The sequence below is a fragment of the Sphingobium sp. SYK-6 genome (assembly GCF_000283515.1).
GTDB lineage: Bacteria > Pseudomonadota > Alphaproteobacteria > Sphingomonadales > Sphingomonadaceae > Sphingobium > Sphingobium lignivorans.
Window position 1 is genome coordinate 1,221,444 of sequence record NC_015976.1, and the last position, 17,102, is coordinate 1,238,545.

Here is a 17,102-nt window from a genome sequence, read left to right on the forward strand (position 1 = left end):
ATGGGTGGGGTCGCGATGATGGGCAAGAGGCAGAGCCGCAGCAGCCGCTGGTATCGGGAAGCGAGCATCCTGGCTGCCATCGCGGCGGCAGGCGTGCTGGTCGGGTCGAAGACGGCGCTCGCCGATCCCAGGGGCGGGGCAGTGGTCGCGGGACAGGCGAGCATCGCCGGGGAGGGCAGCGGCCGCCTGCTCGTCACCCAAACGACCGACCGTGCCATCGTGAACTGGGACAGCTTCTCGATCGGTGCTGGCGAGAGCGCGATCTTCCGGCAGCCGGGCGCGCGCTCCGTCATCGCCAATCGGGTGACCGGCGCCGACCCCTCGCAGATCCTGGGCTCGATCCAGGCGGACGGGCAGGTCGTGCTCATCAACCGCAATGGTATCCTGTTCGGCAAGACATCCTCGGTGGATGCGGCCGGGCTGGTCGCGACAACGCATGACATGAATGACGCTGCCTTCATGGCGGGCGGATCGGTGCTGCGTTTCGAGAATGGCGGGCGATCCGACGCGGAAATCGTCGTCGAAGGCCGGATCAGCGTGCGCGATGCGGGGCTTGCCGCGTTGGTGGCGCCGCATGTGCGCAACAGCGGGCTCATCACTGCCGATCTCGGCCGCGTGGCCATCGGTGCCGCGAAGGGCTTCAGTGTCGATCTGTTCGGGGACGGCCTCATCAGCTTCGCGCCCGGAGACGCGCTTTCACAAAGTCTCACAGATGCGTCCGGCAATCCCATCGGCGCCCTGATCGAGCAGCAAGGCACCATCACCGCCTCCGGCGGTCGCGTCCTGCTGACCACGAGCGCGGCCCGGGAAATCATCAACGCGTCCGTCAACGTGACCGGAATCGTGCGTGCGGATAGCATCCGCAGCGAAGGCGGCACCATCATTCTCTCCGGCGCCGGCGGCGTCGCGGCCACCGGCCTGCTGTCCGCCAGCAGTGCGGAAGGGCGCGGCGGCACGATCGCGATCGAGGGGCAGTCTGTGACCCTCGGCGGCGCGGTCAATGCGTCGGGCGCCTCCGGCGGGGCGGTCACGGTGAGAGCGGACGGCCTGCTCTCGCTGGCCGACACAGTGCTGGCGACCGGCACGCGCGGCGACGGCGGCACGATCGATTATCGGGCGGCTCGCATCCTGGAGACCGCGACCGGCCGAAGCGACGCATCCGGACTGATCGGCGGCGGGGCGATCAGCGCGACGGCAAGCGGTAGCCTCGTCACGTCCGGCAGCTATCGGGCCGAGGGCCTCTATGGTGTGGGCGGGCGCATCGACCTGACGGCCAGCGAGGTCACGCTGCTTTCCGCGGGACTCGATGCGCGCGGACGCAGCATTGGTGGGCTGGTACGCGTGGGCGGCGCATTTCAGGGGGGCAAGGCTCCCGACATCTCCAAATCCTATTTCGCGAGCCTGCTGGGTCGCTGGGGGGACCTGCCTGCCCTCGCCAGTGCCGGCAACCTGCTCGTCGGCAGCGGCAGCACGATCGATGTTTCCTCCACGCGCGGCGCGGGTGGCACGGCCATCCTGTGGTCGCAGGACCGCACCACGTTCCTCGGCAGCATCGATGCGCGCGGCGCGTCCGGCGGATCGGTCGAGATTTCCTCGGCGGGCGATCTGCGCCAGGCGGCGCTCGATGGCGTTCAAACCGGGGCGGGCGGTCACCTGCTGCTCGATCCCAAGAACATCGTGATCGGCACGGTCGATGACGTGGAGAGCTGGCAATATGCCGGCGTGCTCGGTGCCGTCTATTCCGGGAGCAGCAACCCACCGGAGCTGGCCGATAGCGTTCCGGCAGCGCTGGATACATTCGATTCCTTTGGCGAGGCGGTGGCGCTCAACGACGATGGAACACGCATGGCGGTCGGCGCCAGCGGCGATGATGGTGCGGCCAACCAGTTGACCGGTTCCGGCGCCGTCTATCTGTTCAGCTTTGCCGATGGCAACTTCTCGAACGGCACGCTCAGTGGCATCATCGGCAAGGGCTACAGCGGTGGCAAGAATGTCGATGTCGCTTTGCTCGCGGGATCGGATGCCTTCGGCAATTCGGTGGCCCTGAACGCGGCAGGAGATCGGCTGGCAGTCGGCGCAACTGGGGACGATGGGCTTGCGGAGGATGCCAGTGGCTCCGGAGCGGTCCATCTGTTCAGCTTCGCCGATACCAGCTTTTCGGGCGGCGCGTTGATCGGTACGATCGGCCGGGGCTATACCGGCGCGGGCAATATCAACATCGCCGCGGAGGCAGGTGACGGCTTTGGCCGATCTGTCGCGTTGAACGGCGCCGGTGACCTGCTCGCCGTAGGCGCCTGGAATGACAGCGGCGCAGGCAACGTCGCCAATAAGTCCGGGGCGGTCTATCTCTTCACGTTCGACGATACGAGTTTCGGCGGCGGCGCTCACAGCGGGACCATCGGCTATGGCTATGCCGGGGCCGGGGATCTGGCTCTCACGCTCGACATCGGCGATTATCTCGGTGTCTCCGTCGCGCTGAACGATGCGGGCGACCGCCTCGCCGTGGGCGCGCATGGCGATGCGGGCTTTGGCAACAGCGCCGCCACCAGCGGCGCGGTCCATGTCATCGGCTTTTCTGACACGAGTTTTGGCGGCGCTACTCATCTTGGCACCATCGGCAAGGGTTATGTGGGCGCTGGCGATACTGATGCCACCGTCGTCGCCGGGGGCGACCAGTTCGGCTATTCGGTCGCGCTGAGCGCGGACGGTACGCGCCTCGCGGTGGGCGCGGTGACCGATAACGGCAGCACGAACAACATGGCGTCCGCGGGAGCAGTGCACCTCTTCACTTTCGCCAACGGCAACATGGCGAATGGCACGCATGCCGGCCTCATCGGCAAGGGCTATACCGGCGGCAAGAATATCGATGTCGCGGAGATCGAGGCGAGCGACTTGTTGGGCTTTGGTGTCGCGCTGAACGGCGCTGGCGATCGTCTGGCGGTCGGCAGCTATGGCGATGATGGCGGCACCAATGCCGCGAGCGGGACGGGCGCTGTCTATCTGATGCGTTTCGGGGATGGCAACTTTTCGGGCGGCACAGTCGCGGGCGTCATCGGCCGGGATGCGTGGCGGAGTGACATCGGGGTCGAGACTCTGCAAGCGGGCGACAGGCTGGGAATTGCGGTCGCGCTCAACGCCGTCGGAGACCGGCTCGCCGTTGGCGCGATGTACGATGCCGGGGCACTCGACGACACGCCCTCGACGGGCGCGGTCTATCTGTTCAGCTTCACGGACGGCAATTTCTCCGACGGCACGCTCTCGGGGATCGTTGGCAAGGGGTATACCGGCGGCAAGAATATCGACATCGACCGCCTCGCCACGGACGACTTTTTCGGCTCGTCGCTCGCGTTCAATGCGGAAGGGACGCGGCTCGCGGTCGGCGCGATCGGTGACGACGGCAGCGACGAAGCCACCAGCAACGCGGGCGCGGTCTATCTGCTGGACTTCGCCGACCGGGATTTTACAGGCGGCACGATTACCGGCATCGTCGGAAAGGGATATTCAGGAGCGAGCGGCGTCAACGACTTCGATGTCGGCAGCCTCGAAGATACCGATCGGTTCGGCCGTGCGGTCACCCTCAATGCAGCCGGCGACCGAATGGCCGTCGGAGCGAGCGCCGACGACGGTGCAAGCAACGGTGTCACGGAAGCCGGGGCCGTACACCTGTTCACTCTGGATGGCACGGTGGCGCTGGTGGGCACGATCGGCACCGGCTACGCAGGCGCCAATGATCTCAGCATCGCGCTTGCGGGGAACGACCAACTCGGCAACTCCGTATCGCTGAATGCGGCAGGCGATCGGCTTGCCGTCGGCGCCCTTGGCGACGACGGGAGCGACGACCTTACGAGCGGCGCAGGCGCCGTCTATCTGTTCTCCTTCGCAGACACCGATTTCACCGGTGCCTCCCACATCGGCACCATCGGCAAGGGCTATGCGGGCGCCGGGAGTGTTTCGCTGTCGCTGGATGCCAACGACCAGCTGGGCATCGGTGTATCCCTGAACGCGGCGGGCGACCGGCTCGCGATCGGCGTGCCTGGCGATGCCGGCAACAGCAACACTGCGGCGAATGCGGGCGCGGTGTATCTGCTGAGCTTCACGGATACGGATTTTTCCGGGGGCACGCTCTCTGCTCGGATTGGCAGCGGCTACAGCGGCGGGAAAAATCTCAGCCCCGTCAACCTTGAAGTGGGCGACCGCTTCGGTTTTTCCGTTGCGCTGAATGCCGCCGGCGACCGGCTCGCCGCCGGTTCGTTCCTGGATGGCGGTGCGAGCAATCGGGCGGCCTCTTCGGGCGCAATCTATCTTTTCGGGTTCACAGATCGCGATTTCAGCGGAGGCCAGCTCGCAGGCCTGGTCGGCAATGGCTATCAGCGGCATCAGGATATCGCTCTCAACCCCCGCCCAGACGCAGCGGACCAGTTCGGTATCTCGGCGGCGCTGAACAGCGCAGGCGATCGGCTGGCGGTTGGAGCCTTCGGGGACCACGGGGTCGCTCACGGCACGACAACCTACGGCGCCGTCTATCTCTTCAGCTTCAGCGACGATCAGTTCTCGGACGGTGCGCTCGAAGCGATTGTCGGCAAGGGTTATACCGGCGGCAAGAACGTCGATCTCGCCTCGCTGGAATCGGGCGATGGTTTCGGCTTCTCTGTCGCGCTGAACGACACCGGCAATCGCATGGCAGTCGGCGCGCACGGCGACGATGGCTTCGCGAACGGTGCAACGGGCTCCGGCGCGGTACATCTCTTCAGTTTCACGGACGACGCTTTTTCGAATGGCACCCATTCAGGCACCATCGGTGCTGGCTATGTTGGCACCGGTGATATCGCCGTGACGCTTGGCGTCAGCGATTCGTTCGGTGCGGCGGTCGCACTGAATGCCGCGGGCGATCGGCTTGCCGTCGGCGCATATCTCGATGATGGAAGCACCAACCTCACCACGAACGCTGGCGCGGTTTACCTGTTCCGCTTCACTGACACCGATTTCGGCGGGGGGATTCACGCGGGCACCATCGGGAGCGGCTACGCTGGCGCCAGCGGATTGCCCACGCTTGAAGACAGCGACTTTTTCGGTATTTCGGTAGCGTTGAATGCGGCCGGCGACCGGCTGGCCGTCGGAGCCTCGGGCGACGATGGTTCCGGCAACGCGGCGAGTGCCTCCGGCGCCGTGTATCTGTTCAGCTTTACCGATGCGGATTTTGGCGGCGGCGCCTCCGTTGCGAGGATCGGCGCTGGTTACTCCGGGGGCAAGAACCTCAATCTCACTCCGCTCGAGGACGGCGACCAGTTTGGCCGATCGGTCGCTTTCAACGGGGACGGCAATTACCTCGTGGCCGGCGCCAATCTGGACGACGGTTTCGGCAACAGCGTGCAGAACGCGGGCGCGATCCATCTGTTCAGTTTCACCGACACGACCTTTTCGGGTGCGGCGCACAAGAGCACAATCGGCTCGGGGTACACGGGCACATGGGACACGAACATTGCGCTCGACGTCGATGACAATTTCGGCGTGTCGGCTGCGCTGAGCGCGAACGGTCTGCGGCTGGCGGCGGGGGCGAATGCCGACGACGGCGCCAGTAACGCCATCTCCAACAGCGGTGCCGTGTACCTGTTCTCGACCGAGCGCGCGGTGGACGGTGGGCTGATCTACGCCGACCAGCCGGAGGCGACTGTCAACGTGTCGGCTGCCTCGCTCGCGGCCCTGCTGGCCGCCGGCACCAACCTGACGCTCCAGGCCTCGAACGACATCAGCCTGACAGCGGCGCTCGCGGTGGACAATCCGCTGGGCGATGGCGGCGACCTCACGCTGCAGGCCGGCCGCAGCATTCTCCTCAATGCCACCAGCATCACGACGGACAATGGCGACTTGTCGCTGATCGGGAACGACCGGCTCGCGAACGGCGTCGTCGATGCCTATCGGGACAGCGGCAATGCCGTCATCACGATGGCAAGCGGCGTCTCGATCAACGCCGGAAGCGGCGCTGTGTCGATCGACCTGCGGGACGGCGCCGGCAAGTCGAACAGCGGCAGCGGTGACATCACCCTGCGCGCGATCACCGCCGGCTCGCTGGACGTCATCAACAGCGGCAGTGCCGGAGACATACTGCTGCAGGGCAATATCACCACGAGCGGCGCTCAGGACTATCTGTCCGAGCGCGATCTGAAGCTGGCGAGCAGCACGAACCTGACGGTGACCGGTGCCGCCACGCTCAGCATCGATGCTGCGCGGCAAGTTCTGCTGCTGACAGGCTCGAAGATCGAGAACAGCTTCAGCGGCAATCTCACGCCGTTCGATGCCGTGGCCATATCGTCGAACCGCCGCAGCGTGCAGGCGGCCGGTGCGCTCGCCGGGACCCAGCTCGAGGGGGGCGCCATCATCAGGACCGCCGCCGGCGGCGCGGGGGCCATCGACATCTCCGCTCGGGGCGGGACGGACGACAGCCGCGGCATCAATCTGATCGGCGGCTCGAAGATAGAAGCGCTCGGTGCGGGTGCGATCACGCTGCATGGCACGGGCGGCTCCGGAGCTGGCACCACCAACTACGGCGTCTTCCTCACGCAATCCTCCGAGATCACGGCGGCGAATGGGGATATCGACGTCACGGGCGAGGCTGTGGGAACAGGGCCGGCCCCAGGGCTTTTCGTCTTCAACGGGTCGCTCCTGCGCACGACCGGCACCGGGAACATCGATCTCACCGGCAGCGCGTCGGGGGCCGGAGCGGGCGTCTGGATCTCCTCCAGTTCCGCGAGTGTTCGCGCCGCGTCCGGCGCCATCACCATCACGGCGAGCAGTGCGCCGGGTGGCGCCTCGGACTTCGAAGTCGTTTCGGGCGGGTTGCTCGGCGTCGCCGGCACCACCGACATCACGATCAATGCAGACACGGTTTCGTTCGCCGGTGCGGTGTCCGGCAGTGGTGTCCTGACCATCCAGCCCCGCACCTCGGGCCGCACCATCGGCCTTGGCGCCGGGGCGGGCGACCTGTCGCTGAGTGCTGCCTCGCTCGCCAATATCCAGAACGGCTTTGCCGGCATCCTGATCGGCAAAGCGGATGCCGGGGCGATGACGGTCGGCACTGGCCTCTCTGCGTTCAGCGATAATCTTCATCTGCTGAGCGCCGGCGCGCTCGCCATCAACGGCGCGCTCAGCGTCGGCAGCAATCGCCTCACGCTGGAGACGGCGGGGGGGGGCACGCAATCCGAAGCGATCACTGCCGGGCAGCTTCTGTTGCTGGGGACGGGCGCCGACTACACGCTCGGATATGGCGGCAATGCCGTGGGCACGCTGGCGGCCAGCCTGGGCACCGGGAATGTTCTGGTCACCAGCGGCGCGGCTGCCAATCTCGTCGTCGGGACTGTCGGCACCACCACCGGCGTCACCGCCGCGTCGCTCTCGCTGACCAGCAGCAACGCATCAGCGGACATCGCGATCAACAATGCCGTCACGACCACCGGCGCGCAGGACTATGTCTCCGAGCGCGATGTCCAGCTGGCTGCGGGGACGGCGCTGACGGTTTCGGGCGCCGCCATGCTCAGCATCGATGCCGCGCGGCAAGTGAGCCTCGGCGCCTCCTCGACGATCGAGAACAGCTATGCGAGCGATCTTACGCCGTTCGATGCCATATCGATCATGGGCAACCGGCGCGCGATCGCGGATGCGGGCAGTCTTTCCGGCGTGGAGATGGCTGCCGGATCGGTCGTCCGGACGGCTGCGGGCGGCGCCGGCAACATCGTCCTCTCGGGCCGTGGCGGCGCGGTCTCGGGCCACGGCATCGCCATGGCCACCACGGCCACGGTCCAGTCGCTCGGCGCGGGGAACGTCACGCTCACCGGGGAGGCGGTGAACAGCACGAGCAACTATTCGGGCGTCTATCTCAGCGGCGGCAGCGGCATTTCGTCCAACCTGGGGGACATCGAGGTCACGGCGCTGGCCTCGGGCGCCGCCGGCAATTTCCCGGCGCTCTATCTCCTGGGCGGCGTCGGGGCGTCCATCCAGTCCTCCGGTGGCGGCGATATCACGCTCCAGGGGACACGGCAGACCGGCGACGGCGAAGGGGTCTGGATCGGACTCACGGGCGCGCTGGTCCAGACGAGCACGGGCGATATCAGCATCACCGGTGCGTCCGCCAATGCGGTTCGCGACGCGGTGCGCATCGCGGGGGCAGGGCAGGTCCTGACCTCGGCCGGTGGCGACATCACCATTACGGGAACGGCGGCAGGCGGCGGTGCCGGGCGGGACGTGGGCACGCTCTCCACATCCCTGCTCGGCGGCGCCGGCACTGGCGATATCACCCTGAACGCCGATACCATCGGCCTTGCCGGCACGACGACGGGCGCCGGCATCCTCACCTTCCAGCCGCGCACCGGCGGGCGCCTGATCGGGATCGGCGCCACCGGGAGCGAGCTGGTGATTTCCGCGGCGACGCTCGCGACTGTGACGAATGGCTTTGCAGAGATCGTGATCGGCAACAGCACCGCCGGGGCGATCAGCGTCGGCAGTGGCCTTGCCACGTTCCAGGATCATCTGCGGCTGATCGGGAGCGGCGGGCTTGCCGTTGGCAGCGCGCTGAACGTCGGTACAAACCGGCTGACGCTGGACGTCGCGGGTGCGACGAGCCAGAGCGCCGCGATCACCGCAGCCCAGCTCCTGCTGCTGAATGCGACGGGCGCCTACACCCTCACAAATGCCGGCAACGCCATCGGTACGCTGGCGGCCGACACCGGCACGATCGCGCTGACCCATGGCGGCGCGGGCGATCTCATCGTGGGCACTGTCGGCACGCAGGCCGGCATCGCCGCCACAAGTGCCGCCCTCACCACGACCGCAGCAAGCGCCACGCTGCAGATCGAGGAGGACGTCACGACCAGCGGCGCGCAGAGCTACACCGCCACGCTGGGCGACATCAGCGCGGTGAGCGGCGTCCATCTGCTGGTCAGCGGCAAGGCCGCCCTCACCATGACGGCGGGGACACAGATCACGCTGACCGGCGCCACGATCGAGAACAGCTATGCGGGCGACGCAAATTCCTTCGACGCTATCGTCCTGCGGGCCAATGACGATGGCACGTCCTTCTCCGCCGCGGGGAGCAACCATGGCGTCCTGCTCGACGCGGGCGCGCTCGTCAGGACCGCCGCAGGGGGCGGCGGCAATGTCGATATCTTCGGGCGCGCCGGAGAAGGCAGCGCCACGGCGATCGGCGTGCAGATCAACTTCAGCGTGGTGGAGTCCCTCGGGGCGGGCACGCTCACGATCGAGGGGCATGGTGGCGCCGGCACCGCAGGCAGCAGCCGGCATGGCGTCCTGATCCATGATGCGCCGACCGGAGCGAATGGCGGCTCGCGGATCGAGAGCCATCTCGGCGATATCCTCATCACCGGCACAGGTGGCGCCGCGACCAGCGGCGCCAGCAATTACGGCGTCGCGATCGTCCATAACTCGAAGATTCTGTCCACCGGGACGGGCGCGGATGCCGCGCGGATAACGATCTCCGGCACGGGCGGCGGCACCGGCGCCTCTTATGACAATGTCGGCGTGCGGATCTCGTCGGCCGCGACCCGCATCGAAAGCATCGATGGCGATATCGAGATCACCGGTCGGGGTGGCGTGAATGCAGAGGGCACGACGAGCGGCAACCAGGGCATCCTGATGGCCGGCGGCGCGGTCATCCAGTCGACCGGCCTCGGCGCCAATGCCGCGGCGATCAGCCTGGATGGCGTGGGCGGCGGCAAGGGCGCGTCGGGCGCCAATGCAGGCGTGCTGGTGACCGGGGCCAACACCGCGATCCTCGCCGCCGATGGCGATATCGATCTCCTCGGCACCGGCGGGGCGAGCGCGGAGGGGAGCGAGAACCATGGCATCGCCTTGTCCGCCGCGGCCTATGTCGCATCCTCGGGCACCGCTGCCGTCACGCTCACGGGGCAGGGCGGCGGCAAGGCCACATCCGCTTCGGCCACCAATATCGGCATCTATCTCTCCAGTGCCGGCACCTACGTGGAGAGCGAGCGCGGCGATATCGCGCTGACCGGGACAGGCGGCGCGGGCGCCGATGGCATCGATGCGAGCCATTACGGCATCCAGATCGGCAGCGGCACGCAGGTGCGCTCGACCGGGACCGGGGCAGACGCGGCGGCGATCCACCTGATCGGCACGGGCGGCTCGGGCACCGGCAACAAGCGGATCGGCGTCTATCTCAATGCGGAACAGGCTGTGCTCAGCGACGCCGGCGCCGCGACGATCATCGCCCGGGGCGGCGGCGGGACCGAAGGCACCGGCAATGATGGCCTCTATGTATCCGGCACCGGCCCGAAAATCGCCAGTGGCGGCGGGGAGATCGTGGTCGATGCGGCCAAAGGCGGCGGCACCGGCAAGGACTTCAACAATCTCACCGGCAGCCTGGCCGTGGAGACCGCGTCCGGCCGCTGGATCTTCTATCTGGGCGATCCCGCCGACAGCAGCTTCAGCGGCCTTGCCAGCGGCAGTCTGCCTGTCTGGGGCGCCAACCGGCTCACATTGGCGCCGGCCTCCGTCCCTGCGGGCAATCGCTACGTGTTCGCGCATCAGCCGACGCTCTCCGTGGCAACCGCTTTCAGCGACACCAAGACCTATGGCGATGTCTACACATTCCCGACCGCCGTGCTGGACACGCATTTCACGCTGTCGGGACTGGTCGCTGCCTCAGGCTATGGCAATGTGTGGCTGCAGGAAACGACGGTGAATATCGGCCTCTCCGGCGCGCCGCTGCTCTCTTCCGCCGGAAGCGTCGCGGATGCTGATGTCGCAGGCTCGCCTTATGATGTGGACCTTGCGATCGGGACGCTCGCCAACACCGCAGGCTATCTCTTCGCGACGCCAACTTCCTCGGGCACGCTTACCCTGGCCGCCAAGCTGCTGAGCCTGACCGGGGTGGTCGCGGCGGACAGGGCCTATGATGGTGGGACGCTGGCCGACCTGTCCGGTGGTGCTCTGGTGGGTGTGGTCAACAGCGATGATGTGAGTTTCACGGCCGGGACCGGCGCCTTCGCGGACAAGGACGTCGGGACCTGGGCCGTGACGGCCAGCGGCTATGGCCTCGCTGGCGCCGATGCCGGGAACTACACGCTGGCGCAGCCGCTCGTGGCCGATGCTTCGATCTCGGCGAAACTCCTCAGTCTCACTGGCGTGGTCGCAGCCGACCGCGCCTATGACGGCAGCACGCTGGCCGACCTGTCCGGTGGCACCTTGGTCGGGGTGGTGAACAGCGAGGATGTGAGTGTCACGGCCGGGATCGGCAGCTTTGCGGACAAAGATGTCGGCACCTGGGCCGTGACGGCGAGCGGCTATGGCTTGGCCGGTGCGGATGCCGGGAACTACACGCTGGCGCAACCGGTGGTGGCGGATGCCAGCATCTCGGCGAAGCTGCTGAGCCTGACTGGGGTGGTCGCAGCCGACCGGGCCTATGACGGCAGCACGCTGGCTGACCTGTCCGGTGGCACGCTGGTCGGGGTGGTGAACAGCGAGGATGTGAGCTTCACGGCCGGGACCGGCAGCTTTGCGGACAAGGATGTCGGCACCTGGGCCGTGACGGCGAGCGGCTATGGCTTGGCCGGTGCCGATGCGGGCAACTATACGCTCGCACAGCCGAGCATCGCCGATGCTTCGATCTCGGCCAAGCTGCTGAGCCTGACTGGGGTGGTCGCAGCCGACCGGGCCTATGATGGCAGCACGCTGGCCGACCTCTCGGGCGGCACGCTGGTCGGTGTCGTGAACAGTGAGGATGTGAGCTTCACCGCTGGCACGGGCAGCTTCGCGGACAAGGACGTCGGCACCTGGGCAGTGACGGCGAGCGGCTATGGTCTCGCTGGCGCCGATGCGGGGAACTACACGCTGGCGCAGCCGCTCGTGGCCGATGCTTCGATCTCGGCGAAACTCCTCAGTCTCACTGGCGTGGTCGCAGCCGACCGGGCCTATGACGGTGGGACGCTGGTCGATCTCTCCGGAGGCACGCTGGTCGGTGTCGTGAACAGCGAGGACGTGAACTTCACCGCCGGCACCGGTAGCTTCGCGGACAAGGACGTCGGCACATGGGCGGTGACGGCCAGCGGCTACGACCTCGCGGGCACCGATGCCGGCAACTATACGTTAGCCCAGCCGGTGGTGGCCGATGCCAGCATCTCGGCGAAGCTGCTGAGCCTGACCGGTGTGGTCGCAGCGGATCGTGCTTATGACGGCGGCACCGTGGCTGACCTGTCCGGCGGCACGCTGGTCGGTGTGGTCAACAGCGATGATGTGAGTTTCACGGCCGGGACCGGCAGCTTCGCGGACAAGGATGTCGGCACCTGGACGGTGACGGCGAGTGGCTACGGCCTCGCTGGCGCCGATGCCAGCAACTATACGTTGGCCCAGCCGGTGGTGGCCGACGCCACCATCTCGGCGAAGCTGCTGAGCCTGACTGGGGTGGTCGCAGCGGACCGGGCCTATGACGGCGGTACGGTGGCCGACCTCTCGGGCGGCACGCTGGTCGGTGTCGTGAACAGTGAGGATGTGAGCTTCACCGCTGGCACGGGCAGCTTTGCGGACAAGGATGTCGGGACGTGGATGGTCACGGCGAGCGGCTATGGCTTGGCGGGCGTCGATGCCGGCAACTATACGCTGGCGCAGCCGGTGGTGGCGAACGCGTCGATCAGCGCCAAGCTGCTGAGCCTGACCGGTGTGGTCGCAGCCGACCGGGCCTATGACGGCAGCACGCTGGCTGACCTGTCCGGCGGCACACTGGTCGGTGTCGTCAGCAGCGAGGATGTGAGCTTCACCGCCGACACGGGCAGCTTCGCAGACAAGGACGTCGGGACCTGGGCAGTGACCGCGAGCGGCTATGGCTTGGCCGGTGCCGATGCGGGCAACTACACGCTGGCCCAGCCGAGCATCGCCGATGCTTCGATCTCGGCGAAGCTGCTGAGCCTGACTGGGGTGGTCGCAGTCGACCGGGCCTATGACGGTGGGACGCTGGCCGATCTCTCCGGAGGCACGCTGGTCGGTGTCGTGAACAGCGAGGACGTGAACTTCACCGCCGGCACCGGTAGCTTCGCGGACAAGGACGTCGGGACCTGGGCGGTGACGGCGAGCGGCTATGGCTTGGCCGGTGCCGATGCGGGCAACTACACGCTGGCCCAGCCGAGCATCGCCGATGCTTCGATCTCGGCGAAGCTGCTGAGCCTGACTGGGGTGGTCGCAGTCGACCGGGCCTATGACGGTGGGACGCTGGCCGATCTCTCCGGAGGCACGCTGGTCGGTGTCGTGAACAGCGAGGACGTGAACTTCACCGCCGGCACCGGTAGCTTCGCGGACAAGGACGTCGGGACCTGGGCGGTGACGGCGAGCGGCTATGGCTTGGCCGGTGCCGATGCCGGGAACTACACGCTGGCACAGCCGAGCATCGCCGATGCTTCGATCTCGGCCAAGCTGCTGAGCTTGACTGGCGTGGTTGCGGCGGACCGGGCTTATGATGGCGGCACCGTGGCTGACCTCTCGGGCGGCACGCTGGTCGGTGTCGTGAACAGCGAGGACGTGAACTTCACCGCCGGCACCGGTAGCTTCGCGGACAAGGACGTCGGGACCTGGGCGGTGACGGCCAGCGGCTATGGCCTCGCCGGTGCCGATGCCGGGAACTACACGCTGGCACAGCCGGTGGTGGCGGATGCCAGCATCTCGGCGAAGCTGCTGAGCTTGACCGGCGTGGTTGCGGCGGATCGTGACTATGACGGCGGCACCGTGGCCGACCTGTCCGGTGGCACGCTGGTCGGGGTGGTGAACAGCGAGGATGTGAGCTTCACCGCTGGCACGGGCAGCTTCGCAGACAAGGATGTCGGCACATGGGTAGTGACGGCCAGCGGCTATGGCCTCGCCGGTGCCGATGCCGGGAACTACACGCTGGCGCAGCCGGTGGTGGCGGATGCTACCATCTCGGCGAAGCTCCTCAGCTTGACCGGCGTGGTTGCAGCCGACCGCGCTTATGATGGCGGCACGCTGGCCGACCTCTCGGGCGGCACGCTGGTCGGTGTCGTGAACAGCGAGGATGTGAGCTTCACCGCCGGGACCGGCGCCTTTGCGGACAAGGACGTCGGCACATGGGCCGTGACGGCGAGCGGCTATGGCCTCGCGGGCACCGATGCCGGCAACTATACGTTGGCGCAGCCGGTGGTGGCCGATGCCAGCATCTCGGCAAAGCTCCTCAGTCTTACCGGTGTGGCTGCAACGGACCGGGATTATGATGGCAGCACGTTGGCCGATCTCTCCGGCGGCACGCTGGTCGGGGTGGTTAACAGCGAGGATGTGAGTTTCACGGCCGGCACGGGCGCCTTTGCGGACAAGGACGTCGGGACGTGGGCGGTGACCGCGAGCGGCTATGGTCTCGCCGGGGCCGATGCCGGGAATTATACGCTGGCGCAACCGGTGGTGGCCGATGCCAGCATCTCGGCCAAGCTGCTGAGCCTCACCGGCGTGGTCGCAGCCGACCGGGCCTATGACGGCAGCACGCTGGCCGACCTCTCGGGCGGCACGCTGGTCGGTGTCGTGAACAGCGAGGATGTGAGCTTCACCGCCGGGACCGGCGCCTTTGCGGACAAGGACGTCGGCACATGGGCCGTGACGGCGAGCGGCTATGGCCTCGCGGGCACCGATGCCGGCAACTATACGTTGGCGCAGCCGGTGGTGGCCGATGCCAGCATCTCGGCAAAGCTCCTCAGTCTTACCGGTGTGGCTGCAACGGACCGGGATTATGATGGCAGCACGTTGGCCGATCTCTCCGGCGGCACGCTGGTCGGGGTGGTTAACAGCGAGGATGTGAACTTCACGGCCGGGACCGGCGCCTTCGCGGACAAGGATGTTGGGACATGGGCGGTGACGGCGAGCGGCTATGGTCTCGCGGGTGCCGATGCCGGCAACTATACGCTGGCCCAGCCGGTGGTGGCCGACGCCAGCATCTCCGCGAAGCTGCTGAGCCTGACCGGCGTGGTTGCGGCGGACCGGGCTTATGACGGCAGCACCGTGGCGGACCTGTCCGGCGGCACACTGGTCGGTGTCGTGAACAGCGAGGATGTGAGCTTCACCGCCGGCACGGGCAGCTTCGCGGACAAGGATGTCGGCACTTGGGCGGTCACCGCCAGCGGCTATGGCCTCGCCGGGGCCGATGCCGGGAACTACACGCTGGTCCAGCCGAGCGTTGCTGATACTACCATCTCGGCGAAGCTGCTGAGCCTGACCGGCGTGGTTGCGGCGGATCGTGACTATGACGGCAGCACATTGGCGGCGCTCTCGGGGGGCGCGCTGGTGGGCGTGGTTGGCAGCGAGGATGTGAGCTTCACTGCTGGCACTGGCAGCTTTGCGGACAAGGATGTCGGGACCTGGGCAGTGACGGCGAGCGGCTATGGCCTCGCCGGTGCCGATGCCGGCAACTATACGCTGGAGCAGCCGGTGGTGGCCGACGCCAGCATCTCGGCCAAGCTCCTCAGCTTGACCGGCGTGGTCGCGGCGGATCGTGACTATGATGGCAGCACATTAGCGACGCTCTCCGGCGGTGCGCTGGTGGGCGTGGTCGGCAGCGAGGATGTGAACTTCACGGCCGGGACCGGCGCCTTCGCGGACAAGGACGTCGGCACATGGACGGTCAGCGCCAGCGGCTATGGCCTCGCCGGGGCCGATGCCGGGAACTACACGCTGGCGCAGCCGAGCGTGGCCAACCTTGCGACGATCCATCGCCTTGCCCAGGTCGTCTGGACCGGCGGCGGGGACGGGATCAACTGGTTCGATGCCGCGAACTGGAGCGGGGGCGCGGTGCCGGACGGGGCGAATGTCGCCCGGGTCGTCCTGCCTGCCAATGTGAGCGTGACGTTCGATCCGGGGCAGACGAGCGGCGGCGCCCATGGCGGGCCGGTCTCGATCGACTGGCTGGATACCAGCCCCGATGCCGACAGCGTTCCAAGCGCGACGGATACGACCTTCTCGATGCTGGGGGGGAGCCTGAGCGTCGCCGGCGGCCTGACGGTGGACACATTAGGACAGTCTGGCGGCGCTATCCTGGGCACGGGTGCGATCACGGTGCTCGACAGTTTCGTGCAGAGTGCCGGCTCGATCTCGGTCGGTGGTAATATCTCGATCAATCAAGGACTTGGCGATCTTTCCTTCATATCCATCTCCGGCAGGACTCTCGATCTTCGCGCTGCCGGTTCGGTGCTTGCGGGCGCGCTGACGTCGATCGGTGACACGACAGTTAGCGCGGGCGCCAAAGTGGCGCTCGGTGGACCGACGATCGTGGGCGGAACGCTGACCATCCATGCCGGTCCCGGCGCATTCGACGGCATTTCGCAGGGCCTGCCCGTGACGGTTGGCGGCGATCTGCTGATCTCCGGCAATGGGCCCATCACGCTCGACAATCCGGCCAATCATGTTGGCGGCATCATTCGCTGCGCGTCGAACGGCGGGTGGCCGCGGATCGGCGGGGTCTGCGGCGCTGGCGGCGGGGCGGGGGCGTCCGGGCGGCAGGCCGATGATCTGGTCAGCCGCTCGCTGTCCGTCGGGACGGCGGGCGACGGCGTCTTCGCCGATGGGGGCGGGCAGGGGGCAGGTCCGGCCTTCGCGCCGTGGGGCGGCGGATCAGGCGCGGCTTCACGCGGGGGCGGCGGCTCGGCCGGTCTCATGGCCGGGGCGCAGGCCGGCGGGCTGGAGACCGTCGCGGCCTCGTTCGTGCTGGAAGGCGGTGCGCGCCTGGTGCTGCGCAACCTGCTGGGCGCGGCCGGACGGGGCGGGTCGCTCTATGTCACGGCGGATCTGGATGGCGACGATGAGGACACGCCGCATCGCTATCGGCGCATCGTCCCGCGCACCAACCCCGGCCCGGAGGTCTATTATGTCGGCAATTGATCGCACATCCCGGGGGACGGGTGGGATGCATGGGAATCCGACCTGTCGCGCGGCATGTGGTGGCACTGCGATCGGCGAGAGGCTCTTGCGGTTAGGGCGAATCGCCATTCAGCGCTGGCGGCCTGCAAATGGCGCTTTCCCGGTCTTCCGGTGCTCACATACCTTCAGTACGCTGCGCGCCGGGTCCCGAAAAATCACCATTTTCGCTACGCCAT

Annotated in this window: 1 protein-coding gene; it reads left to right on the forward strand. The window is 67.4% G+C overall.

Features of this window, described 5'->3' with window-relative positions:
• Positions 1–16,887, forward strand: a complete 16,887-nt coding sequence (locus SLG_RS05610; protein ID WP_148276504.1) for a YDG domain-containing protein — start codon at positions 1–3, stop codon at positions 16,885–16,887.
• Positions 16,888–17,102: the final 215 nt, after the last annotated feature.

Excerpts from the sequence above, each read along its gene's own strand:
- SLG_RS05610 (WP_148276504.1), top strand. The coding sequence starts at position 1 with ATGGGTGGGGTCGCGATGATGGGCAAGAGGCAGAGCCGCAGCAGCCGC.